Annotated in this window: 23 protein-coding genes; 13 read left to right on the forward strand and 10 right to left on the reverse strand. The window is 63.8% G+C overall.

The window, feature by feature from the left end:
• The coding region (locus O7A61_RS10040) for an ATP phosphoribosyltransferase regulatory subunit (RefSeq protein WP_337129634.1) at nucleotides 1–452 on the reverse strand (452 nt) is incomplete at its 3' end.
• A gap of 181 nt (nucleotides 453–633) precedes the next feature.
• On the reverse strand, nucleotides 634–2,130 hold the full coding sequence (gene hisS, locus O7A61_RS10045) for a histidine--tRNA ligase (RefSeq protein ID WP_337129636.1): 1,497 nt from the start codon (nucleotides 2,128–2,130) through the stop codon (nucleotides 634–636).
• Nucleotides 2,131–2,366: 236 nt separating this feature from the next.
• Here hisS and O7A61_RS10050 point away from each other — a divergent pair, with 236 nt between their 5' ends.
• Nucleotides 2,367–2,618, forward strand: a complete 252-nt coding sequence (locus O7A61_RS10050; protein ID WP_337129638.1) for a hypothetical protein — start codon at nucleotides 2,367–2,369, stop codon at nucleotides 2,616–2,618.
• Nucleotides 2,619–2,629: 11 nt separating this feature from the next.
• Here the strand turns inward: O7A61_RS10050 and O7A61_RS10055 are convergent, their stop codons facing one another.
• Entirely contained in the window at nucleotides 2,630–3,268 is a 639-nt protein-coding gene (locus O7A61_RS10055; protein ID WP_140504576.1) for a DNA-3-methyladenine glycosylase I, read from the reverse strand.
• Nucleotides 3,269–3,480: 212 nt separating this feature from the next.
• Here O7A61_RS10055 and O7A61_RS10060 point away from each other — a divergent pair, with 212 nt between their 5' ends.
• Complete coding sequence (locus tag O7A61_RS10060) at nucleotides 3,481–4,212, forward strand: L,D-transpeptidase (protein WP_337129640.1); 732 nt, start codon at nucleotides 3,481–3,483, stop codon at nucleotides 4,210–4,212.
• Between the two features lie 288 nt (nucleotides 4,213–4,500).
• Nucleotides 4,501–5,421, forward strand: coding sequence for a bifunctional 5,10-methylenetetrahydrofolate dehydrogenase/5,10-methenyltetrahydrofolate cyclohydrolase (locus tag O7A61_RS10065; protein WP_337129642.1), 921 nt, complete (start codon nucleotides 4,501–4,503; stop codon nucleotides 5,419–5,421).
• Between the two features lie 12 nt (nucleotides 5,422–5,433).
• On the opposite strand, the gene glcF is transcribed toward O7A61_RS10065, so the two are convergent.
• The 4 genes from glcF to O7A61_RS10085 form a co-directional block, all read right to left on the reverse strand.
• Nucleotides 5,434–6,759: a glycolate oxidase subunit GlcF gene (glcF, locus tag O7A61_RS10070; RefSeq protein ID WP_337129644.1), complete on the reverse strand. Its 1,326-nt coding sequence runs from the start codon at nucleotides 6,757–6,759 to the stop codon at nucleotides 5,434–5,436.
• A 10-nt stretch (nucleotides 6,760–6,769) separates the two neighbouring features.
• Complete coding sequence (gene glcE, locus O7A61_RS10075; protein ID WP_337129646.1) at nucleotides 6,770–7,975, reverse strand: glycolate oxidase subunit GlcE; 1,206 nt, start codon at nucleotides 7,973–7,975, stop codon at nucleotides 6,770–6,772.
• A 67-nt stretch (nucleotides 7,976–8,042) separates the two neighbouring features.
• Complete coding sequence (locus tag O7A61_RS10080; RefSeq protein WP_337129648.1) at nucleotides 8,043–9,539, reverse strand: FAD-linked oxidase C-terminal domain-containing protein; 1,497 nt, start codon at nucleotides 9,537–9,539, stop codon at nucleotides 8,043–8,045.
• A gap of 156 nt (nucleotides 9,540–9,695) precedes the next feature.
• Nucleotides 9,696–11,018: a DUF3422 family protein gene (locus O7A61_RS10085; RefSeq protein WP_140504586.1), complete on the reverse strand. Its 1,323-nt coding sequence runs from the start codon at nucleotides 11,016–11,018 to the stop codon at nucleotides 9,696–9,698.
• Nucleotides 11,019–11,225: 207 nt separating this feature from the next.
• On the opposite strand from O7A61_RS10085, the gene O7A61_RS10090 reads away from it, so the two are divergent.
• The 3 genes from O7A61_RS10090 to O7A61_RS10100 are packed head-to-tail and all read left to right on the forward strand — an operon-like array spanning nucleotide 11,226 to nucleotide 13,999.
• The gene (locus O7A61_RS10090) at nucleotides 11,226–12,029 is read left to right on the forward strand and encodes a FadR/GntR family transcriptional regulator (protein WP_140713508.1); all 804 of its coding nucleotides are present in this window, start codon (nucleotides 11,226–11,228) and stop codon (nucleotides 12,027–12,029) included.
• Between the two features lie 25 nt (nucleotides 12,030–12,054).
• Nucleotides 12,055–13,191, forward strand: a complete 1,137-nt coding sequence (locus tag O7A61_RS10095) for an alpha-hydroxy acid oxidase (protein WP_140770396.1) — start codon at nucleotides 12,055–12,057, stop codon at nucleotides 13,189–13,191.
• A 34-nt stretch (nucleotides 13,192–13,225) separates the two neighbouring features.
• Nucleotides 13,226–13,999 (forward strand): metallophosphoesterase, encoded by a 774-nt coding sequence (locus O7A61_RS10100; protein ID WP_337129651.1) that lies wholly within the window; start codon nucleotides 13,226–13,228, stop codon nucleotides 13,997–13,999.
• Nucleotides 14,000–14,035: 36 nt separating this feature from the next.
• Here the strand turns inward: O7A61_RS10100 and O7A61_RS10105 are convergent, their stop codons facing one another.
• Nucleotides 14,036–14,167 carry a hypothetical protein gene (locus O7A61_RS10105; RefSeq protein ID WP_013893872.1) on the reverse strand — a complete coding sequence of 44 codons (132 nt, stop codon included), beginning with the start codon at nucleotides 14,165–14,167 and terminating at the stop codon, nucleotides 14,036–14,038.
• 321 nt (nucleotides 14,168–14,488) lie between these two features.
• Nucleotides 14,489–15,187 carry a type 1 glutamine amidotransferase gene (locus tag O7A61_RS10110; RefSeq protein WP_337129653.1) on the reverse strand — a complete coding sequence of 233 codons (699 nt, stop codon included), beginning with the start codon at nucleotides 15,185–15,187 and terminating at the stop codon, nucleotides 14,489–14,491.
• A gap of 86 nt (nucleotides 15,188–15,273) precedes the next feature.
• Here O7A61_RS10110 and O7A61_RS10115 point away from each other — a divergent pair, with 86 nt between their 5' ends.
• The 6 genes from O7A61_RS10115 to O7A61_RS10140 all read left to right on the forward strand — a co-directional run bounded on the left by O7A61_RS10115 (nucleotide 15,274) and on the right by O7A61_RS10140 (nucleotide 19,814).
• Nucleotides 15,274–15,921, forward strand: coding sequence for a hypothetical protein (locus tag O7A61_RS10115; RefSeq protein WP_337107343.1), 648 nt, complete (start codon nucleotides 15,274–15,276; stop codon nucleotides 15,919–15,921).
• Nucleotides 15,922–15,952: 31 nt separating this feature from the next.
• Nucleotides 15,953–16,687: a 16S rRNA (uracil(1498)-N(3))-methyltransferase gene (locus O7A61_RS10120; RefSeq protein WP_337129692.1), complete on the forward strand. Its 735-nt coding sequence runs from the start codon at nucleotides 15,953–15,955 to the stop codon at nucleotides 16,685–16,687.
• A 144-nt stretch (nucleotides 16,688–16,831) separates the two neighbouring features.
• Nucleotides 16,832–18,205 carry a glutamate--cysteine ligase gene (locus O7A61_RS10125; RefSeq protein ID WP_337129655.1) on the forward strand — a complete coding sequence of 458 codons (1,374 nt, stop codon included), beginning with the start codon at nucleotides 16,832–16,834 and terminating at the stop codon, nucleotides 18,203–18,205.
• An 89-nt stretch (nucleotides 18,206–18,294) separates the two neighbouring features.
• Nucleotides 18,295–19,329 (forward strand): DUF937 domain-containing protein, encoded by a 1,035-nt coding sequence (locus O7A61_RS10130; protein WP_337129657.1) that lies wholly within the window; start codon nucleotides 18,295–18,297, stop codon nucleotides 19,327–19,329.
• Nucleotides 19,330–19,354: 25 nt separating this feature from the next.
• Nucleotides 19,355–19,606, forward strand: coding sequence for a type II toxin-antitoxin system HicA family toxin (locus O7A61_RS10135; RefSeq protein WP_337129659.1), 252 nt, complete (start codon nucleotides 19,355–19,357; stop codon nucleotides 19,604–19,606).
• A complete protein-coding gene (locus O7A61_RS10140) occupies nucleotides 19,590–19,814 on the forward strand; it encodes a type II toxin-antitoxin system HicB family antitoxin (RefSeq protein WP_337129660.1) in 225 nt (74 codons plus the stop codon). Before O7A61_RS10135 ends, O7A61_RS10140 begins: the two co-directional genes overlap by 17 nt.
• A gap of 140 nt (nucleotides 19,815–19,954) precedes the next feature.
• Here O7A61_RS10140 and O7A61_RS10145 read toward each other — a convergent pair whose 3' ends face one another.
• Nucleotides 19,955–20,245, reverse strand: a complete 291-nt coding sequence (locus O7A61_RS10145; protein WP_224570360.1) for a DUF1127 domain-containing protein — start codon at nucleotides 20,243–20,245, stop codon at nucleotides 19,955–19,957.
• Between the two features lie 177 nt (nucleotides 20,246–20,422).
• On the opposite strand from O7A61_RS10145, the gene O7A61_RS10150 reads away from it, so the two are divergent.
• Nucleotides 20,423–21,379, forward strand: coding sequence for a LysR substrate-binding domain-containing protein (locus O7A61_RS10150; protein ID WP_337129661.1), 957 nt, complete (start codon nucleotides 20,423–20,425; stop codon nucleotides 21,377–21,379).
• The last annotated feature ends 20 nt before the right edge of the window (nucleotides 21,380–21,399 follow it).

Genomic DNA, 21,399 nt, shown 5'->3' on the forward strand with positions numbered 1-21,399 from the left:
AGCACCGCCTCGAACATGCCCTGGTCACCGAGCGTGATCGCCAGCGACTGGCCGGGCAGCACCAGCGACAGCAACGCATGCGCGTCGGCCACCGAGCGGGCATCGGCTTCGGCCGTGTCGCGGTCGCCGAGATCCTCGATGCCGGCCTGGAAGAACTCATTGCCGCCCTCGCGGCGCTGGCGAAACACTTCGCCGAGATAGGAATAGCGGCGCGGCGTGCCGGCCTGGCTGGCTATGTGGTCGAGGCAGACGGGAATGGTGAATTCGGGCCGCAGGCAGAGCGTCTGCCCGGTCTCGCTTTCGGTGAGGAAAATGCGCCGGCGCAGATCCTCGCCGGCCATGTCGAGGAACGGATCGGCCGGCTGCAGCACCGCGACTTCGACGGCATGTGTGTTGCGCGCCGCGAAGAGGGTGGTGATGTCGGCTGATATGCCGGGGTAGCGGGAGGTCATTGGGGGTGCCCTTCCCTTCTCCCCTTGTGGGAGAAGGTGGATCGGCGCGCAGCGCCGAGACGGATGAGGGGTGCGTGACGGAATGAGGCGTTTGCGTTCCCTGGAACACCCCTCATCCGACCTCGCTTCGCGAGGCCACCTTCTCCCACAAGGGGAGAAGGACAAGGGCGCGCGGCGCTCGTCACTTCGCGCGCTCTTCGGCCTGCGCCGCCAAAATCTTCTGCACCTCGGCGACCAGTTCGCCTTCCGCCACCGTCACCTGTGCCGGGCGCGCGGCGCGCCATTCGGCGTTGTCGGTGATTTCGGCGGACATGCGGGCGCCTTCGATCAGGTCCTTGATTTGCAATTCGCCCTTGGCGCGCTCGTCGCCACCCTGGATGATGGCGACGGGACAACCGCGCCGGTCGGCATATTTGAGCTGCGCCTTCATGCCGGCGCCGCCGAGATACATTTCGGAGCGGATGCCGGCGGCACGCAATTGCGAGACCATCTTCTGGTAGCGGCCGAGGCTTTCGGTGTCCTTGTCCATGACCAGCACGACAACCGGCGCGATCACGTCGGCGCTGTCGAGCTTGCCGAGATTCTTCAACGCCGTCATCAGCCTGGAGACGCCGATGGAAAAACCGGTCGCCGGAACCGGCTCGCCACGGAAGCGGGAAACCAGGCCGTCATAGCGCCCGCCGCCGCCGACCGAGCCGAAGCGCACGATCTGGCCATCTTCGTTGGGGATTTCGGCCAGCAGTTCGGCCTCGAAGACGGGCCCGGTATAGTATTCGAGGCCGCGCACGACGGAACGATCCATTGCGATGCGGTCCTCGGCATATCCGGCGGCCCTGACCAGAGCTTCGATCGTCGCGAGTTCGCCTACGCCCTCCTGGTAGACTGCGTTCCCGCTGACGATGCCATCCTGGCCAGCCTGCGCATTTCGCGCAGTCGCCAGAAGAACGGCCCCGGCTTGCGTGTCATTCAGCCCGGCGCCCTTGGCGAAGTCGCCCTCGCCTTCCTTGCCACCGTCCCAACGCCCCGGCCCAAGCAGAAGCCGGACCCCTTCCGGACCGAGCTTGTCGAGCTTGTCGATGGCACGCAGCACCGTCAGCCTGCGCCCGATATTCTCGTCACCGCCAAGTCCTATCGCCTCCAGCACGCCGTCCAGCACCTTGCGGTTGTTGACGCGGATGACGTAGTCGCCGCGCTTGATACCGAGCGCTTCCATGACGTCGGCCATCATCATCGCCATCTCCGCGTCCGCCGCCACGCCCGGCGTGCCGATCGTATCGGCGTCGAACTGCATGAACTGGCGGAAGCGGCCGGGACCGGGCTTTTCGTTGCGAAACACCCAGCCGGATCGGTAGCTGCGATAGGGTTTCGGCAGGCGCTCGAAGTTCTCGGCGACGAAACGCGCCGTCGGCGCGGTCAGGTCGTAGCGCAGCGACAGCCACTGGTCGTCATCGTCCTGGAACGAGAAAACACCTTCGTTCGGCCGATCCTGGTCGGGCAGGAATTTTCCCAGCGCATCGGTGTATTCGATCAGCGGCTGGTCGGCCGGCTCGAAGCCATAAAGCTCATAGACCGAGCGGATCGTCGCCATCATCTTTTCGACGGCGCGAATGTCCTCGGCGCTGCGGTCGGCAAAACCGCGCGGCAGCCGCGCTTTCGTCTTTTCCGATTTGTCGGCCATGAGATGAGTCTTTTTGCTGGGTAAAGATGACTTATTTTCGAGTGCGCGTGTCCTAGCCGAAGCAGCTTTGTGCGGCAAGGGTTGGCACTTCTGCCTTCTCCCGCTGCGGGAGAAGGGAAGAGGCGCCAACATTTGAAACAAAACGCAGCAAAAATGAAACAATGGCGCCATCAGCCCGGCATCGTGCCGACACAATCGCGGCCGACATAGCATACCGACACGAAGGGGTTCGGGACATGACCAGCGCAACGACATTCCATGCCAACGGCGAAGCCGGTGAATTGCCGGCACGTCTGCGCCCGGCGGGCATCCATGCACCGAAAATGATTGGCCAGGCGGCCGGACCGTTCGATGTACCGGCCGACACCGGCAAGGATCCTTCCCTGCGCGACGCCTTGCTGACCGGCCTGCTGGTGATCTATCCGACAGTGGCTGCCGTGGCGGCGATCGTCGCCGGGCTGTCCCTGGCCGGTGCCAACGGCACCTGAACTGCCCGTAGCTATTTCGGCCGTTTGAAAGCCTTCCGTTCCTTCTCGACCTCCTTGCGGCACACACACCCCTCGAGATGGTCGTTGACCATGCCCATGGCCTGCATGAAGGCGTAGACCGTGGTCGGGCCGACGAAGGTCCAGCCGCGCTTCTTCAGGTCCTTCGATATCCGCACGGAGACCGCGGTGGTCGGGTTGGCGCGCAGATGGGCGAGGTCGACGGTTTGCGGCCGTTCCTCCCTGCCGGGTTCGAACTTCCAAAACCAGGCGGCCAGGGAGCCGAACTCGTCGACCATTTCGCGGGCGCGTTTGGCATTGTTGATGGTCGAGACGATCTTGCCGCGATGGCGGATGATGCCGGCATTGCCGAGCAGGCGCTCGACATCCCGTTCGGTGAAGGTGGCGACCTTGTCGAAGTCGAAGCCGGCGAACGCCTCGCGAAAATTCTCCCGCTTGCGCAGAATGGTCAGCCACGACAGGCCCGACTGGAACCCTTCCAGGCAGATCTTCTCGAACAGCCTGCGGTCGTCGGCCACCGGCCGGCCCCATTCATGGTCATGGTAATGCAGATAGTCGGGCAGATTGCCATGCCAGAAGCAGCGCGCGACACCGTCAGGACCGGCAAGCAGGCCGGTTTTTTCATTGCTCATCCCGAAAATTCCATCCGTTAACACGCTTCCGCGCTGTCTTTACCGTGGCTTTACCAGATTCCTGAACCCGGCGGTAACCACACCAAAGGGTTTACTGACAGAACCGCATTTTACGCATTCCGATTCATGTTTCGGTTGCTGCTCGCCGCCAATGATCGCGCAAGCCGGGAGCGTTCTCGCCCGGTGTATTAGACGATCAAGGTGCGTTCCCGATGAAGAGAGTTCTGTTTCCCTTGCTCGGCGCCGTGGCTGTGTTTGCCGCCGGCGTCACACCCTCAACCGCCGGCGACCGCTATGCCGACAGACCGCCGGTGATGGTGAGCCCCGACCTTTCCGCGCCCTGGGTGCTGCAACTCGGCCATGCGCCGGGTATCGTTCGGCAGAACCGACAGGCCGCGCAGCCGCGCCAGCGCACCGCGAAGCCCGACCGCGTGCAGACGGCCGCCGTGCAGGCCCCGGCCAAGCGCATGGTCATGCGCCCGCAGATCAATCCGGTCTACCTGCCGCAGGAAGTCGCCTATGAAGGCGCGCAGAAGCCGGGCACCATCGTCATCGATACCACGCAGAATTTCCTCTATCTGGTCGAGAAGAACGGCAAGGCGCGGCGTTACGGCGTCGGCACCGGCAAGCCCGGCTTCGAATGGTCGGGCACGCACAAGATCACCAACAAGCGCGTCTGGCCGGACTGGCGTCCGCCGGCGGAGATGATCAAGCGCGAGGCGGCCAAGGGCCGTTACCTGCCGACCTATCTGGCCGGCGGCATGGAAAACCCGCTCGGCGCGCGCGCGCTTTATCTCGGCACCACGGAGTACCGCATCCACGGCACCAACCAGCCCTGGACGATCGGCGGCGCGGTGTCGTCAGGCTGCATCCGCATGCGCAACGAGGATGTCGTCGACCTGTATGAACGGGTCAATGTCGGAACGACGGTCGAAGTGATATAATGATAGCGAATCAGCCGGTTAAGCAGTGTTGAGTAGTTTTTGACGCACTGTTGCCCTCAAGTCATAGCGCACTTTGGAAGACGTGCTTAGACTGGCAGCGAGTTAACGGGGGACGGGCCGTGTGGGGATACGGCCAGTCACGAGAGGGCAGCACGGGTAACCGGGCTGCCCTTTTCGTTTCACGGTGCGACAGGTCGCCCCGAAAGCACGGTGTTTCGTTTTCGGGGCTGATTTCCGGACCATGCTCTGCTATTGCAGTGCACAATTTCCCCACCAAAGGTTCGAACTATGTCCCCGTCCGACGACAGCCGCTATCTCAGGGGCGGGCCGGTTGCCCAGCGCATCATCGCCGCCGTGCGCGAGGACGCGGCCATTGCCAAGGCTGAGGGTTTCCCGCCCAAGCTGATCTCGATCACCGTCGGCGATACCGACGCGGTCGATGTCTATGTGCGCAACCAGCGTGCGAAGGCACAGCTCGCCGGCATCGATTTCGAGGAGCGGCGCTTTCCCGCCACCATCACCGCAGGTGAACTCGAAGCAGCCATCCACGGGCTGAATGCCGATCCGCGCGTCACCGGCATCATCATCCAGCGGCCGGTTCCCGCGCATATCCCGATCAAGACACTGCAGGCGGCCGTGCACCCGCTGAAGGACGTCGAGGGCATGCACCCGGCCTCGATCGGCAACATCGTCTACAACCAGCTCGACCTCGCGCCCTGCACCGCGGCGGCCTCGGTCGAACTGCTCAAGGAAACCGGCCTTGATCTCAAGGGGCTTGAAGTGGTCATCGTCGGCCATTCGGAAATCGTCGGCAAGCCGATCGCTTTCCTTCTAATGAGCGAAGGCGCGACCGTGACGGTCTGCCATCACATGACGCGCTCGGTTGCCGCGCATGCGCGGCGCGCCGACGCGCTGTTCGTCGCCGTTGGCAAGCCCAGGCTGATCAAGGCCGACATGGTGAAACCAGGGGCGGCCGTCATCGATATCGGCATCAATTCCGAAATTGGGCCTGATGGCACGAGCCGCATTGTCGGCGACGTCGACACCGAAAGCGTACGCGAGGTTGCCTCCTGGATCACGCCCGTGCCAGGCGGCGTCGGCCCGATCACGGTGGCGATCCTGCTGCGCAACACGATGGTGGCGCTCAGCCGCCAGCGTGCGCTTTATGAAGCTACCTACGGCACGGCGGGCAGGCTCGCGGCCGAGTAGCGGTGGGCCTACCTACTCCGCCGCCACCAAGCTTTCTTCCAGAACGCCTTCCGGCTTCGGCCCGCCATAAGCCCAGTCGAGCAGCTTGATCGTATGCACCACAGGCATCCTGGCGGCGGATGCGATCTGCGTGATGCAGCCGATATTGCCGGTGGCGACGATCGAGGCGCCCGTCGCCTCGATGTTTTTCACTTTGCGATCGCGCAGCCTGGCCGAAATCTCGGATTGCAGGATGTTGTAGGTGCCGGCCGAGCCGCAACAGAGGTGCCCCTCGCGCGGCTCGCGCACGACGAAGCCGGCCTTGGCGAGCAGTTCCTTCGGCTGGCGGATAATCTTCTGGCCGTGCTGCATGGAGCAGGCTGAGTGATAGGCAACGACCGTGCCCGGCTTACGCACCGGTTCAGGCAGATCGATGGCGGACAGATACTCGGTGATATCCTTGGCCAGCCCCGACACGCGCGCGGCCTTGTCGGCATAGGCCGGATCGAGCCGCAGCATGAAGCCGTAGTCCTTGATCGTCGTGCCGCAGCCCGACGCGGTGATGATGATGGCGTCGAGCCCGCTCTGCTCGATGGCGCGCGTCCAGGCATCGACATTCTGCCTGGCCGAGGCAAGGGCGGCTTCTTCCCGCCCCATGTGATGAACCAGTGCGCCGCAGCAGCCCTCGCCCGGCGGCACCACGACCTCGACGCCGAGCCGGATCAGCAACGAGATGGTGGTGTCGTTGATGCCGGGATCAAGCACCGACTGCGCGCATCCGGTAAGGATGGCGACGCGGCCCTTTTTCGTCCCCTGCCCAGCATGGACGCCCGGCAAGGCCATCGGCGAGGCCGCCGGGATCGACGCCGGTGCGAGCTTGAGCATCGCGCCGAGAGGCTTCAGCGCCGGAATTTTTTCGAACAGACCGATGAAAGGCTTGCCCAGCCTGGCCAGCTTGAGCGCGGCGCGGAAGCGTTGGGGATAAGGCAGCACGAAGGCCAGCATGGCGCGGGTCAGCCGGTCGAGCAGCGGCCGCTTGTAAGTTTCCTGGATATGAGCGCGGGCATGGTCGACCAGGTGCATGTAGTTGACGCCCGACGGGCAGGTGGTCATGCAGGCGAGGCAGGACAGGCAGCGGTCGATATGGGTGACGATCTCCTTGTCGGCGGGACGGCCGTTCTCCAGCATGTCCTTGATCAGATAGATGCGCCCGCGCGGCGAATCGAGTTCGTTGCCAAGCGTCACATAGGTCGGGCAAGTGGCGGTGCAGAAGCCACAATGCACGCATTTGCGCAGGACCTTTTCGGACTCCGCGACATGCGGATCGGCAAGCTGGGCGGGCGAAAAATTGGTCTGCATCTCTGATGTCCTAGGCCATGCGGCCGGGATTGAGGATGTTCTTCGGGTCGAATTCCTGCTTCAGCCGCTGGCTGAGCGCCGCCAATGCCGGCGCCTGCGGCTCGAACACCGGCAGAGCCGCCCGATGGAAAGGGGTAGCGCGCACCAGCGTCGCATGGCCGCCGCCATGTTTCCTCAGAAGCCCGCGCAGCAGAGCGGCTTCGGGATCGCCCTCTTCCATGCGCAGCCACACCAGCCCGCCCTGCCAGTCGTAGAAGGCGCTGACGGCGGCCTGCATGCGCAGCGTCAGAACCATCTGATGCCCCTGGGCGGGCATCATCGAGACCCGCCAGACCGGCTTCTCGCTGCCATCGACGAAGGGCCGGCAATCCCTTATATCGCGCCAGATTGCCTTGGAGGTCTCACTGGCAATCTCCTCCAGCGGCCCGGCCTTGCCGAGCAGTGTCCTCAGCGCGGCGATACGATAGGCGACGGAAGGACCAAAGCCCTCGACGCGCAGCAGCGTGGCGGCACCACTGCCGAGCGTGCCGCCGGCAACGCGCGCGGCGATGCGCTCCGGCAGGTGGGCGGCACTCGACACTTCCGCGCTGGAACCAAGCGCCAAGGCCATGGCGGTGCAGGCGGCATCATCGAGCAGGCCACGAACGGCGAGCGTGACTTCGGTCTCGGCCGCTGGCAGCACCTTGAAGGTGACGTCGGTGAAGACGGCCAGCGTACCCCAGCTGTTGGCCATCAGCTTCGACAGATCGTAGCCGGTGACGTTCTTGACCACGCGGCCGCCCGACTTGAAGGCTTCGCCCCGGCCGGAGACGACATTGATGCCCAGGATATGGTCGCGCGCCGCGCCCGCCTTCAGCCGGCGGGGACCGGACAGGTTGGCGCCGAGCACGCCGCCAATGGTGCCTTTGCCCGCCTCGCCACCGAGCAACGGGCCGTAATCCATCGGCTCGAAGGCGAGCTGCTGGCCGTTTTCAGCCAGCAGCTTTTCGATCTCGGCCAGCGGCGTGCCTGATTTGGCCGACAGCACCAGTTCGGCGGGCTCATAGAGGGTCACGCCCGAGAGTTTCGACAGGTCGAGCGTGTGCTCGGTCTGCAACGGACGACCGATGCCGCGCTTGGAGCCGCGGCCAAGGATTTCGAGCGATGTTTCCTCTGCCGCCGCCCAGGCAACGGTGGAGAGGACTTCATCTGAGGTGGTGGGGGCAAAGGCGGTCATATTCGCACCTGGTTCCTCTCCCCTGCTTTGCGGGGGCGAGGAACCCGAGTTCTGCGGCCCCATCATCTCAAAACCTCGGAACGTCGGGAAATGCCACCTGGCCGCGATGCACGTGCATGCGGCCGAGTTCGGCGCAGCGGCGCAGTTGCGGGAACACCTTTCCGGGATTGAGCAGATGGTTGGGATCGAAGGCGCATTTGACACGCATTTGCTGATCGAGGTCGATCTGGTTGAACATTTCCGGCATCAGGTCGCGCTTCTCGACCCCGACGCCATGCTCGCCGGTGAGCACGCCACCGACCTTGACGCAAAGCCGCAAAATGTCGGCGCCGAAGCTTTCCGCCTTGTCGAGTTCGCCCGGCACGTTGGCATCGTAGAGGATCAGCGGATGCAGATTGCCGTCGCCGGCGTGAAAGACATTGGCGACGCCGAGACCGTATTTTTCCGACAGCTCGCGCATGCCGGCCAGCACGCGCGGCAACTCCTTGCGTGGGATCGTGCCGTCCATGCAGTAATAGTCGGGCGAGATGCGGCCAACGGCGGGGAAGGCCGCCTTGCGGCCGGCCCAAAAACTCAGCCGCTCCTGCTCGGACTGCGAGATGCGGCACGTAGTCGAGCCGTTGCGGATGGCGATCGCCTCGACCGCGGTGATGAGATGATCGACCTCCACGCTCGGACCGTCGAGCTCGACGATCAGCAGCGCCTCGACATCGAGGGGATAGCCGGCATGGACAAAATCTTCCGCCGCATGGATTGCCGGCCGGTCCATCATTTCCATGCCGCCCGGAATGATGCCGGCGCCGATGATGTCGGCGACGCACTGGCCGCCCTGCTCGCTGGTCGGAAAGCCGATCAGCAGCGCGCGCGCCGTCTCCGGCTTCCTCAGGATGCGCACGGTGACCTCGGTGACGACGCCGAGCAGACCTTCCGAACCGGTCATGACGCCGAGCAGATCATAGCCCTCGGCGTCGAGGTGACCGCCGCCGAGCCGCACCACCTCGCCATTCATCAGCACCATCTCGATGCCGAGCACATTGTTGGCGGTGAGGCCATATTTCAGGCAGTGCACGCCGCCGGAATTTTCCGCCACGTTGCCGCCGATCGAGCAGGCGATCTGGGAGGATGGATCGGGGGCATAGTAAAACCCGTCCTGCTCGACGGCGATGGTGATGCCGAGATTGGTGACGCCGGGCTGGGCGACGACGATACGGTTGGGAAAATCGATCTCGAGGATGCGGTTGAACCTGCTCATAACGAGCAGCACCGCGTCCTCCAACGGCAGCGCGCCGCCCGACAGCGAGGTCCCGGATCCGCGCGGCACGACGCGAATGTTGCGGTCGTTGCAGTATTTCAGCACGCGCGAGACCTGCGCCACCGTCTCGGGCAGGACCACGACCAGCGGCACTTGCCGGTAGGCGGTCAGGCCATCGCTTTCGAAGGCTCGCATTTCGTTGGCGGCGTCGACCACGCCCTCGCCCGGCACGATGATGCGCATGTCGGCGACGATTTCGTTGCGCCGGCGCAGCGTCCCGGCGTCTGGCTTGGGCATGGCAAGGCCGGACATCGGCGCTTCCTCCACTCGACTGGTAAAAATGATTTACCAGCTAGCGGCATTTGTTGCAAACCCTGCTTTGATGGCATCCGGGCGGCGAACGCGGGCAAAGCTTCCGCAGCGGCAATCTGCCGCTGCATTTCTATTGCGTTCGAAGCATAGCGCGGCCTATTCGCCCGGATGTTTCGCCGGCTCGGAATGCATCCGTCGCACCCTGCGCACGCCCCACCAGACCAGCAGGACGGCGAACGGCACCGAGGAGGCGGTGACGACCTCCGGCGCGAAGGTGTGGCCAAAAACCGACGCGCCCTTGGCGACATAGCCGATGAGGCCGACCACGTAATAGGAGACGGCGGCGACCGAGAGGCCTTCGACGGTCTGCTGCAAGCGCAGTTGCAGGCGGGCGCGGTTGTTCATCGAGGCGAGCAGGTCGCGGTTCTGCTTCTCGACCTCGACATCGACCCAGGTCCGCAGCAGCGTGGTGGCACGGGTCAGCTTGCGCGACAGATTGGCTTGGCGTTCCTCGACCGAGCGGCAGGTGCGCATGGCTGGCGCCATGCGCCGCAGCAGAAAGCCCGCCCAGGTGTCGTAGCCCTGCACAGGCTCCTCATCCAACGCCTCCAGCCGTTCCGTGACGATGCCGTCATAGGCGCGACTGGCGCCGAAGCGGTAGAGGCTGGAAGCGGCATCGGCCTCCAGTTCGGCGGCAAGCTCCGTCAGGCCGGCGAGCAGCGTCTGGTTGTCGCGCGTCTCGGCGACCTTCATTTCCAGCGTCGTCTGCGCCAAGCGGTCCTCGATGCGGCGAGCGCGGCCGGACAAGGTGAGCGCCAGCGGCAGGCCGAGCATGGCAAGCGTGCGGTAGGTTTCGATGTCGATCAGCCGCTGCGACAGCGCGCCGGTGCTGGCCGGAGTGAGACCACGGTCGAGCACCAGCATGCGGGTCATGCCGTCGCCGTCCTGGCGGAAGTCGGTGACGATCGCCGCGCTGCCGCGTTCGACCAGCGAGTGACAGAGGCTGGTCGGGTCGAAGCCGGCGATCAGCCTCTCGTTCGCCTGCGTCCATTTGCGGATCTCGAGCCGGATACCCGAGATGACGGTTCCCGGCGGTGAAAAGCCGTTGCCGAAGGGCGAATCCTCTTGCCCCCGGCCGTTCTCGGCCAACGGCCCTTCCCAGAGATAGGTCGAGAATTCCGTGTGCCGCTCCCAGCGCAGCGTGCCCTTGCCCCATTTCATGGCGTGGTGGCGGGCATGACGCTCGGGCGCGGCGATGCCGAGGCGGCGTGACAGTTCCGAAAGCACGGCATGGTCGACCGCGGAGCCGCCTTCGGTCATGAAGGAGAGTTGGACGAGCACGCGCGGCTTCTCGACCAGCGGATGCGGGCGGGCATGAACCTCGCCGAGCGCGCCGGGCCGGCCTTCATGCGCCGGAAAGCCCAGGACACTGCCTTGGCTGCGCGGCTGGAATTCAAGATTGGACGTCTCGTCCGACACGTCTGGTCCCCCTGGTTTCGACCCTTCGTGCAATGGCGTCCTCTTGCGGCAATCGGCGAGGGACGTAAACAGCAAAGTTTAGCCCGAGACGATATGCCGGCGCGGCGCGGAAATCGACCCGATGAGACGAATTGGATAAATAATTTGACCAGTTGGCGACGGAGGCATTAATCTGCGCGACATCATTCCGTTCTCCAGGCGCTTCCTTTGGGCGACATTTTCTCCAGGATCGAGCATTCGCGCACCGCCGACGAGGTGGTGCAGCAGATCGAAAGCCTAATTCTCGAAGGCGTGCTGCGCACCGGCGACCGGCTGCCGGGCGAGCGCGAGCTGGCACGCCAGTTCGATGTGTCGCGGCCCATTCTGCGCGATGCGCTGAAGGCGCTCGAAGGGCGCGGCCTGCTGTCGACACGTCCGGGCGGCGGTACCCACGTCGCCGACATTATCGGCCAGTTGTTCACCAAGCCGGTGGCGGACCTGATCTCGACGCATCGCAAGGCGGTGGCCGACTATCTGGAATACCGCCGCGAGATCGAAGGCATAGCCGCCGAATATGCAGCGCGGCGCGCCACACCCGAGGACCTTGCCCTACTCGACCGCATCATGGCACGCATGGACGAGGCGCATCGCACCGGCGACTTCGACGACGAGGCCGAGATCGACGTCGAATTCCATCATGCGATCTGCGAATGCGCGCACAACATCCTGCTCTTGCACACGCTGCGTTCCTGCTATCGGCTGTTGTCGGAAGGCGTGTTCCAGAACCGGCTGCTGGTGTTCACAGTGCCCGGCGCGCGCGAGGCGCTGCTGGCGCAGCACCGGGCGATCCACACCGCGGTCAAGGCCGGCGATCCGGCCGGCGCCCGCCAGGCGGCAATGGACCACATGACCTATGTCGAGCGTTCGATGGCGGAAGCCGAGCGCAGCGGCGACTGGCAACGCGTGTCGCGGCTGAGGCTGAGGCAGCGTTCGGAAGCCGGCGACAGCGAACCAGCGCGCAGGCGCTCCTAGTCAATTCGACCAAGCGGGGACCATCATGAGCGACATTCTCACCATCGCAGACCTCAAGGATCTCGCGCGCCGGCGCGTGCCCAAGATGTTCTTCGACTATGCCGACTCCGGCGCCTGGACCGAGAGCACCTACCGCGCGAACGAGGAAGACTTCCAGAAGATCAAGTTCCGCCAGCGCGTGCTGGTCGACATGAGCAACCGCTCACTGGAAACAACCATGATCGGCCAGAAAGTGTCGATGCCGGTGGCGCTGGCGCCGACCGGCCTGACCGGCATGCAGCATGCCGACGGCGAGATGCTGGCAGCGCAGGCGGCAGAGGAATTCGGCGTGCCGTTCACGCTCTCGACGATGAGCATCTGCTCGATCGAGGATGTCGCTTCGGTGACAAAGAAACCGTTCTGGTTCCAGCTCTATGTACTGCGCGACAAGGACTTCGTGCTCAATCTGATCGACAGGGCGAAGGCGGCAAAGTGCTCGGCCCTGGTGCTGACGCTCGACCTGCAGGTCCTCGGCCAGCGCCACAAGGATGTTCGCAACGGGCTTTCAGCGCCACCCAAGATGACGCTGGCCAACATAGCCAACATCGCGGTGCGGCCTGGCTGGTGGATGGGCATGGCTGGCACGAAGCGCCGTACCTTCCGCAATATCGTCGGCCATGCCAAGGGCGTCGGCGACGTGGCTTCGCTGTCGTCATGGACGACGGAGCAGTTCGATCCGCAACTGTCGTGGAAGGACGTCGCCTGGATCAAGGAGCGCTGGGGCGGCAAGCTGATCCTCAAGGGCATTCTCGACAAGGAAGACGCACTGATGGCGGCCAAGACCGGCGCCGACGCGATCATCGTTTCGAACCATGGCGGGCGGCAGCTCGATGGCGCGTCATCGTCGATCATGGTGCTGGAGGAGATCGCCGATGCGGTTGGCGACAGAATAGAAGTGCATATGGACGGCGGCATCCGCTCCGGCCAGGACGTGTTGAAAGCGCTCTGCCTGGGCGCCAAGGGCACCTATATCGGCCGGCCATTTCTTTACGGCCTGGGCGCGCTCGGCAAGGAAGGGGTTACCAAAGCGCTGGAAATCATCCGCAAGGAGATGGACATTACGCTGGCTCTGTGCGGAAAGCGTCTGGTCACCGACATGGGCAAGGACCAGCTCCGGCGCTAAGTCCGTGACATCTGACCACGGAGATATCAACACCTTGGCGGAACCCGGCATCCATTTCCTCGACGCACACGGGCCGGACGGCGTGCGTCTCTACGCGATCGGCGACGTGCATGGCCGGCTCGACCTGCTGGCCGCCATGCACGGCCAGATCAAGGCCGAGATCGCGAAGGACCTGGTTGCGGACTGGCGCATCATCCACCTTGGCGACTATGTCGATCGCGGACCGGACTCCAAGGGCGTCATCGACTTTCTGATCGAAGCGCGCGAACGCGATCCGCGAAACATGATGCTGGTTGGCAACCACGACATCGGCTTTCTCGACTTTCTCAAGACACCCGATCCCGAAGGGCTCTTCATCCGCTTTGGCGGTATCCAGACCGCGCAATCCTATGGGGTGACGATCAGCAACGGCAGCGGCGTTTGGTTCGGCAAGGCGGAATCAGCCATGCGCAAGGGCCACCAAGCCCTGCTCGAAGCCGTGCCGCAAAGCCATGTCGACTTCCTGCGATCGTTGCCGTTCTCGGTGACGTCAGGCGACTTCTTCTTCTGCCATGCCGGCATCAGGCCAGGCATTCCCCTGGACAATCAGAACCCGCAGGACCTGATCTGGATCCGCGATGTTTTCCACGACCACACCGGCCTCTTCGCCAAGGTCGTGGTGCACGGTCACACACCGGTCCCGGAGGCGGAAGTGATGGCCAACCGGGTCAATGTCGACACGCTTGCCTGGCAATCAGGCATGCTTACCGCGCTCGTTGTGGACGGCGTGGACAAACGCATCCTGGAAATGTCGATAAAAGAGCCTTGAGGGCTTCGGCGCCCGGGGGTGTGACGGATGCCCTGGCTAGCGCAGGGAGGCGGTGACGCCATAGCCGTCGACCGCGTTGTGGTTGTTGGCCGCATCGGCGGCATAGATACCAAGACCGCAAAGCACGATGGCGGACAACATGGCAAAGGACAGAAGCGCTGCTTTCACGGAGGTCATCTCTTGTTGAGCCTTCTGCATCTGTGCACGAGGCGGTTACCAATGCGTTGAAAAGGAAAAATCGCTTCAAAGTTTCGACGATTTCGCGCTTCTAGGCGTGTTCCGTATCGATGGTGTGTCGCGCGGGTCACACAAAAGGTTCATCCCGGTTGCACAGCCGACATAGAGCGCGCGCCTTCTAGGATGGCGGCCGGACACAAGCCAAGGATGAAAGGGGTTTTCCCGGACGGATTCATGGCCGCGTGCCAATTATGTCACGCAGAACGCGAGGGATGGACGCTCAGGCTGTTTCGAAATTCGCTCTGACAGCTCTCAGATCGTCGCCACCCAGGCACGGGCAATGGCGAGACCAGCAGCATCGGCGTCAGGGCCATTGCGGGCCATTTCGTCATCGAGCCTGCCGGCCCAGTCGGGATGGCGCGCGGCAATGATCGGCGCGAAGGAGGAGCTCCAGTCCTTCACCATCGGCCGGTCAGCCTCGAAGTGGAACTGGAAGCCGTAGACGGCGCGGCCGAGGCGAAACGCCTGGTTTTCGGCGACATCGTTGCCGGCGAGCCGCACGGCGTTTTTGGGCAGCACGAATGTGTCGTCGTGCCACTGGAAGATCGGGAACTTTTCCGGCAGCTCAGCCAGCACCGGATCAGCCTTGCCTTCCGACGTCAGCGACACGCCGTGCCAGCCGAATTCATTGGCGCCGCCGATGCGGTTCTCGCCACCAAAAGCACGGGCGACGAGTTGGCCGCCGAGGCAGATGCCGAGCACGGCGCGATCCTTGCCGGCAAAATCGCGGGTGAGTTCGAGCAGCGCCGGAAAATAGGGATATTCTTCGTCGGCCAGCGCATTCTGGCCGCCGCCGAGCACCACCATGGCATCATGGCCGGTTGCGTCCTGTGGCAGCGGATCGCCCTTGTAGGGGAGGCGCACATCGAGATCGGCACCCGCTTCCGCCAGTGCCGCACCGACCTGGCCGAGCCCGGTATTGTCGTAGTTCTGGACAACCAGCACACGCATCGAAAACCTGCTGACATGAAAAAGGTGCCGCGAGCGATATCATGACGCCGGCATTTCAGCCAAGATACGGGCGCGCGGAGAAAACTATGCCACTGCAGAACCGGGTCGATCCGTTCGGCGCCATCCACGCCGTGCCGGAGCGCGGCCTGTTCACCGGCAATCGCGGCATCATCCACGACCCCGCGACAAAGACTCTCCTGAAAAAGCGCTGGGCGCTTCAGGCCTGGATCATCTGCGTGTGCCAATTCCGCAATGTGCGGCGCGAGCCGATGGGCCGCAACCGGGCCGGTGGCAAGGCCGGCTGGACCGAGCTGTTCTTTCTCGACGAGGTGACGGCGCTCGCCGCCGGGCATCGCCCCTGCTTCTTTTGCCAGCGCGAACGGGCCAGGGATTTTGTCGCCCGCTTCGGCCAAGCCTTCGGTATTGCCGAGCCGCGCGCGCCGCAGGTCGACAAGCGACTGCACAAGGAGCGGCTGGCTTCCGGCGGCAAACGGCCTGCGGTCGCAATGGACGCGCTTGCCCGCCTGCCCAACGGTGCGATGATCGCGGCTGGCGGCAGCGCGTACGCCTTGCGCCACGGCGAGGCATTGCCATGGGCTTTTGCCGGATATGGCCCGCCAACCAGCCTTGATCGGTTCGAGGACGAGACGCTTGTGCTGCTGACCCCGGAAACGACGCTTGCCGTCCTGCGCCATGGCTTTCAACCCGTGTGGCATCCTTCCGCCAAGGCTTGACGCCGGCAGCCGCCTCGCCCATTCCTCGGCCATGCGCGCCAACTACAAGATGCAACGTCTGTTCGTGCCCGATGACCTCGGACCAGACATCGAGTTCGAACCCGGCCAGCAGCAGAACCATTATCTCCTGCATGTGCTGCGGCTCGCCGAAGGCACCGAGATCCTTGTCTTCAATGGCCGCGACGGCGAGTGGTCGGCGGCGATATCAGCGAAATCAAAGCGGTCGGTGCGGCTGAAGGTACTGGCACCGCAAAGACCGCAGCCGCCTTTGCCCGATCTCATCTATTGTTTCGCACCGCTGAAGCAGGGTCGGCTCGATTATCTCGTGCAGAAAGCGGTCGAGATGGGCGCCGGCATCTTGCAGCCGGTCATCACCCAGCACACGCAGGTGGCAAAACCGTCGATCGATCGCCTGCGCGCCAATGTCGTCGAGGCCGCCGAACAATGCGGCATCCTGGCGGTGCCGGAGGTTCGCGAGGCGGAAAAATTCGAGCGCCTGCTGATCGGCTGGGACAAGGAAAGGCGGCTGATCTTCTGCGACGAGGACGCCTCGACCAACAACCCGTTGCCTGCCTTGCAGGCGGTAAAGGAGAAAAAGCTCGCCCTGCTGGTCGGGCCCGAGGGCGGCTTTTCCGACGAGGAGCGTAAGACGTTGCGGGCGCTCCCCTTCGTGACCGCCATCCCGCTCGGGCCGCGTATCCTGCGCGCCGACACGGCGGCCGTGGCGGCGCTTGCGGCGATGCAGGCAACAATCGGCGACTGGTAGGACGTTGTCTCTCGCAAGAGGTGCTTGCGGGCAGTGGCCTTCAATTCCTCTTGACCTGTGGCTCAGGATTTTTCGCTTGATCGGCTACTGACATTTCGTCCATTTAGCGCCGGCGGTGGTCCAACCGCCTTTGAGGGCTTGAAAATGGCGCGCGACACAACCGATTTCCGGCCCATCGAAGGCGTAGACGAGCTTGTCGAGCACCTGGCCGAAGGCAACAAGCCGCGTGAAAAATGGCGCATCGGCACCGAGCACGAAAAATTCCCGTTCTATGTCGATGGCAACGCACCGGTGCCTTACGGCGGCGAGCGCGGCATCCGCGCCATCCTAGAAGGCATGCAGAACAAGCTGGGCTGGGATCCGATCATGGATGCCGGCCGCATCATCGGTCTGGTCGAGCCGACCGGCCAGGGCGCGATTTCGCTTGAGCCCGGCGGACAATTCGAGCTCTCCGGTGCGCCGCTGGAGTCCATCCACCAGACCTGCCGCGAAGGCAACGCCCACCTGGCGCAGGTGCGCGAGATCGCCGAGCCGATGGGCATTCGCTTCCTTGGCCTCGGCGGCAGCCCGAAATGGTCGCTGGCCGAGACGCCGAAAATGCCGAAGTCGCGCTATGAGATCATGACGCGCTACATGCCCAAGGTCGGCACCAAGGGCCTCGACATGATGTACCGCACTTGCACGATCCAGGTGAACCTCGACTTCGAGAGCGAGACCGACATGCGGCGCAAGATGCAGGTGTCGCTGAAACTGCAGCCGCTGTCGACGGCGCTGTTCGCCAACTCGCCCTTCACCGACAGCCGGCCGAACGGGCTGCAGAGCTGGCGCGGCGACATCTGGCGCGACACCGACAACCAGCGCTCCGGCCTGCTCGAATTCTGCTTCTCGCGGGATTTCGGCTTTGCTGACTATGTCGAATGGGCGCTCGACGTGCCGATGTATTTCGTCATCCGTGACGGCCACTATTATGACATGACGCACATCACCTTCCGCCAGTTCATGGCCGGTGCCGCGCGTAACGAAGTGCCGGACGGCCTGCCGACGATGGGCGATTGGGCGAACCATCTGTCGACTTTGTTCCCAGACGTTCGGCTGAAGCGTTTCCTGGAAATGCGCGGCGCCGATGGCGGTCCCTGGCGGCGCATCTGCGCGCTGCCGGCCTTCTGGGTCGGGCTGCTTTATGACGAGGCAGCACTCGACGCGGCCGAGGCGTTGACGTCGAGCTGGACCTACAAGGAAGTGCTGGCCATGCGCAACGCCGTGCCGGAGCTCGGTATTGCCGCGCCCTTCCGCAACACCACGCTGCGCGAGATCGCGCGCGACGTCATGGCCATTTCGCGCACCGGGCTGAAGAACCGCGGCAAGAAGAATCGCGACGGCTACGACGAAACCTCGTTCCTCAACACACTCGATGAAGTTGTGGCGCGCGGCACCACCAGCGCCGAGGAGATGCTGTCGGCCTATCACACACGCTGGGGCGGCTCGATCGAGCCGGTATTCATGGAATATGCCTATTAACCGCGGGCGATGGCCACGGCAAAAGTAGCTTCAATCAGGCATTGAAACGAATTAGGCTCTCTTTCGAGGATTTCCCGGAGGAGAAGCCGATGCCCACCTTGTTCGACATGCTGACGCAGGCCCAGAACGGCAATGGCATGCAGGCGCTTGCCCAGCAATACGGGCTTTCGATGCAGCAGACACAGGCGGCGGTCGCCGCACTGTTGCCGGCCTTTTCACAAGGGTTGCAGCGCAACACCGCCGATCCCTATGGGCTCGGCGCCTTCATGACGGCGATGGCAAGCGGCCAGCACGCCAAGTATTTCGAGGACGCGACCCGCGCCTTCTCCCCGCAAGGCGTCGATGAAGGCAACGGCATTCTGGGACATCTGTTCGGTTCGAAGGACCTGTCGCGCGCCGTGGCCAGCCAGGCGGCGCAGGCGAGCGGCGTCAGCCAGCAGGTCCTGCAGCAGATGCTGCCCGCGATCGCCTCGATGGTGATGGGCGGACTGTTCAAGCAGACGACGAACCAGTTGACAGGCGGCCAGATGCAGGCTGCGGGAGGCTTCGGCGGCCGCAACAATCCACTGGGCGAAATCATCGAGCAGATGATGCGGCAGGGCGGCATGCAGGCACCGGCGCCACAACAGCGCCAGGCGCCGCCGTCTCAGATGGACAACCCGCTCGGCAAGGTCTTGCAGGACATGTTCGGCGGCGGCTCAGCGCAACCACAAAGCCAGCCGCAGCCGGCACCCAATCCCTATGGCGATAATCCGCTCGGCAAGGTGCTGCAGGATATGTTCGGTGGCGGCGCGCCGCAGCAACCACAAGGTCGACCCCAGCCACAGCAGACACAGAGCCCCTACGGCGACAACCCGCTGGGGAAAATCTTCGAGGAGATGCTGCGGCAAGGCGGCGGCTTCGGTGGCATGCCGGGCGGGCAGCCGACGCCGCAACCTCAGGCACCGCAACCGCAGCAGCGCCAGACCCCACAGCCGCAGGCCAATCCAAGCGGCCGGCCAAGGAACCCGTTCGACGACATTTTCGGCAAGATGTTCGAAACCGGCGCCCAGCAGCGCGACGACTACCAGAAGGGCATGGAAACGATCTTCGACCAGTTCAAGCGCGACATGGACCGGCGATAGCAGTTCAAACGTCCGAGACAAATCCATGAGCAAACGGCTGGAGCAGATGCGCCGCAATCCTCGTGGTGACTGGTCGATCAATGACGTGAAGGCAGTTTGTGACGAGGCGGGCGTCCGATGCATGCCCCCGAGATCAGGCGGTTCGCATTACAAGATCTATCATTCTGCGATGGCCGACATTCTGACCGTGCCTTTCAAACGGCCAATCAAACCCGTATATATCCGGAAACTCGTAACATTCATCGACGAGGCAAAGAGACATGACGGACAGACTTGAATATCCGGTCATCATCGCGCCGCTTGCGATCGAGGACGGAGGTGGGTTTTCAGCCCTTGTACCAGATCTTCCTGGTTGCATGAGCGACGGTGAGACTCCCGAAGAGGCCATCGCAAATGTTCAAGACGCCATAGCGTCCTGGATAGAGGCCGCGCATGATCTCGGCAGATCGATACCAAAACCATCGCGAAAGCTGGCATTCGCCTGAGCAAAAAGAAAAGCCCGGTCCTTGGGAGGACCGGGCAGCGTGCAGGCAGGCCGGCGGGGAACCGGCAGGGAGTGGGGAGCCTGCATGAACCTTGGTCGCGCTGAGCCGCAAAAAGGTTCAACGGGACCGAAACTCAGCAATCAGGCCACCTTGCGGGCGATGTCCTCGATCGTTTCAACGCGGTCGCTGGCGATCTCACGCAGGATCGCCGTCGGGTCGCGGCCAAACGGCACGTCGATTGCGACATGCAGGTCGGCGCGCGTCAGGCCGATATCGGCGAGCTCGGCGTCCGACATCTCGCCAAGGCGGTAGAAGGCGCGGCGGTTTTTCCAGGCGCGGTAGGCGTTGGAGACGGTGTTGGCCACGCGCGTCGCAACGGCCGGACGCGAAGTGATGCGCGAGGTCTCGGTGGCGAAATCGATCGTGGTCATGTCGGTCTCCTTCAGACTCGAACGGGCGAAACCCGACGACCGGCGCTGATGACAGCGGCCGTTCCGGCTTCGATTCACATGCCTTCATGTGGACAATGCCAATTTGCCATCGACCGATTGATTAATCCAACGAATGTTTTTAATATTTGGCATCAACACTAGTGATGGATCACGCCGATGAAAGCGCCGCTCGATCTCGATCAATTACAGACCTTCATCTCGATCGCCGATACCGGCAGCTTCACCCGTGCAGCGGAAGAAGTGCACCGCACCCAGTCGGCGGTGTCGATGCAGATGCGCCGGCTGGAGGAACGGATCGGCAAGCCCCTGTTCGAGAAGGAGGGGCGCAGCAACAGGCTGACGGAGGAAGGCGACAAGCTGCTCTCCTACGCAAGACGGCTGCTCTATCTCAACCGCGAGACGCTCGCCGCCTTCGACGACCAGCGGCTCGAAGGCACGATCCGCATCGGCACGCCGGACGACTATGCCGACCGTTTCCTGCCGGAGATCATGGCACGCTTCACCCGCTCCAATCCGCGCGTCGAACTGACCGTCATCTGCGAGCCGACGCCGGGCCTAGTCGAGCACATCAAGCGCGGCAATCTCGACCTGGCGCTGGTGACGCACAATGATGTGCGCGGCCAATCGGAGGTGGTGCGGCGCGAACCGCTGCTGTGGGTCTCCTCGGCCAATCACGCGACGCACGAGCAGGAAATCCTGCCGATGGCCTTCGGCCGGCCGAACTGCATCTGGCGACGCGCCGCCGTCGACGTTCTGGACCAGCAGAACCGCGACTACCGCATCCTGTTCACCAGCTTCTCGGCGACCGTGATCACCGCCGCCGTGCTATCCGGCCTGGCGATTTCGGTGCTGCCGGAATGCGCGCTCAGGCCCGGCATGAGGGTGCTGGGCGAAGCCGACGGCTTCGGCGCCCTGCCCGACTGCCGCATCGGCATCATGCGCGGCCAGACCTCACGACCCGAGATCGTCGATGCGCTTGCCCGCCACATCTCGGAAAGCCTGGACAACATCTCGATCCCGCTCGGCGAGGACACGGGAACGTTCGACTTCGCGGCCCTCGCCTTCGCCAAGATAAAGCGGAGCAAGGCAAACCAGATCGTGCCCGGCTGGTAGGATGCGGGTCATGAATATCG

It is taken from the genome of Mesorhizobium sp. Cs1321R2N1 (genome assembly GCF_037179725.1).
GTDB lineage: Bacteria > Pseudomonadota > Alphaproteobacteria > Rhizobiales > Rhizobiaceae > Mesorhizobium > Mesorhizobium salmacidum.

What these genes read in the sequence shown, in the direction of transcription:
- hisS (WP_337129636.1), bottom strand. Translation starts at nt 2,130, where the DNA reads ATGGCCGACAAATCGGAAAAGACGAAAGCGCGGCTGCCGCGCGGTTTT.
- O7A61_RS10050 (WP_337129638.1), top strand. Translation starts at nt 2,367, where the DNA reads ATGACCAGCGCAACGACATTCCATGCCAACGGCGAAGCCGGTGAATTG.
- O7A61_RS10055 (WP_140504576.1), bottom strand. Translation starts at nt 3,268, where the DNA reads ATGAGCAATGAAAAAACCGGCCTGCTTGCCGGTCCTGACGGTGTCGCG.
- O7A61_RS10060 (WP_337129640.1), top strand. Translation starts at nt 3,481, where the DNA reads ATGAAGAGAGTTCTGTTTCCCTTGCTCGGCGCCGTGGCTGTGTTTGCC.
- O7A61_RS10065 (WP_337129642.1), top strand. Translation starts at nt 4,501, where the DNA reads ATGTCCCCGTCCGACGACAGCCGCTATCTCAGGGGCGGGCCGGTTGCC.
- glcF (WP_337129644.1), bottom strand. Translation starts at nt 6,759, where the DNA reads ATGCAGACCAATTTTTCGCCCGCCCAGCTTGCCGATCCGCATGTCGCG.
- glcE (WP_337129646.1), bottom strand. Translation starts at nt 7,975, where the DNA reads ATGACCGCCTTTGCCCCCACCACCTCAGATGAAGTCCTCTCCACCGTT.
- O7A61_RS10080 (WP_337129648.1), bottom strand. Translation starts at nt 9,539, where the DNA reads ATGTCCGGCCTTGCCATGCCCAAGCCAGACGCCGGGACGCTGCGCCGG.
- O7A61_RS10095 (WP_140770396.1), top strand. Translation starts at nt 12,055, where the DNA reads ATGAGCGACATTCTCACCATCGCAGACCTCAAGGATCTCGCGCGCCGG.
- O7A61_RS10110 (WP_337129653.1), bottom strand. Translation starts at nt 15,187, where the DNA reads ATGCGTGTGCTGGTTGTCCAGAACTACGACAATACCGGGCTCGGCCAG.
- O7A61_RS10115 (WP_337107343.1), top strand. Translation starts at nt 15,274, where the DNA reads ATGCCACTGCAGAACCGGGTCGATCCGTTCGGCGCCATCCACGCCGTG.
- O7A61_RS10120 (WP_337129692.1), top strand. Translation starts at nt 15,953, where the DNA reads ATGCGCGCCAACTACAAGATGCAACGTCTGTTCGTGCCCGATGACCTC.
- O7A61_RS10125 (WP_337129655.1), top strand. Translation starts at nt 16,832, where the DNA reads ATGGCGCGCGACACAACCGATTTCCGGCCCATCGAAGGCGTAGACGAG.
- O7A61_RS10130 (WP_337129657.1), top strand. Translation starts at nt 18,295, where the DNA reads ATGCCCACCTTGTTCGACATGCTGACGCAGGCCCAGAACGGCAATGGC.
- O7A61_RS10135 (WP_337129659.1), top strand. Translation starts at nt 19,355, where the DNA reads ATGAGCAAACGGCTGGAGCAGATGCGCCGCAATCCTCGTGGTGACTGG.
- O7A61_RS10140 (WP_337129660.1), top strand. Translation starts at nt 19,590, where the DNA reads ATGACGGACAGACTTGAATATCCGGTCATCATCGCGCCGCTTGCGATC.
- O7A61_RS10145 (WP_224570360.1), bottom strand. Translation starts at nt 20,245, where the DNA reads ATGACCACGATCGATTTCGCCACCGAGACCTCGCGCATCACTTCGCGT.
- O7A61_RS10150 (WP_337129661.1), top strand. Translation starts at nt 20,423, where the DNA reads ATGAAAGCGCCGCTCGATCTCGATCAATTACAGACCTTCATCTCGATC.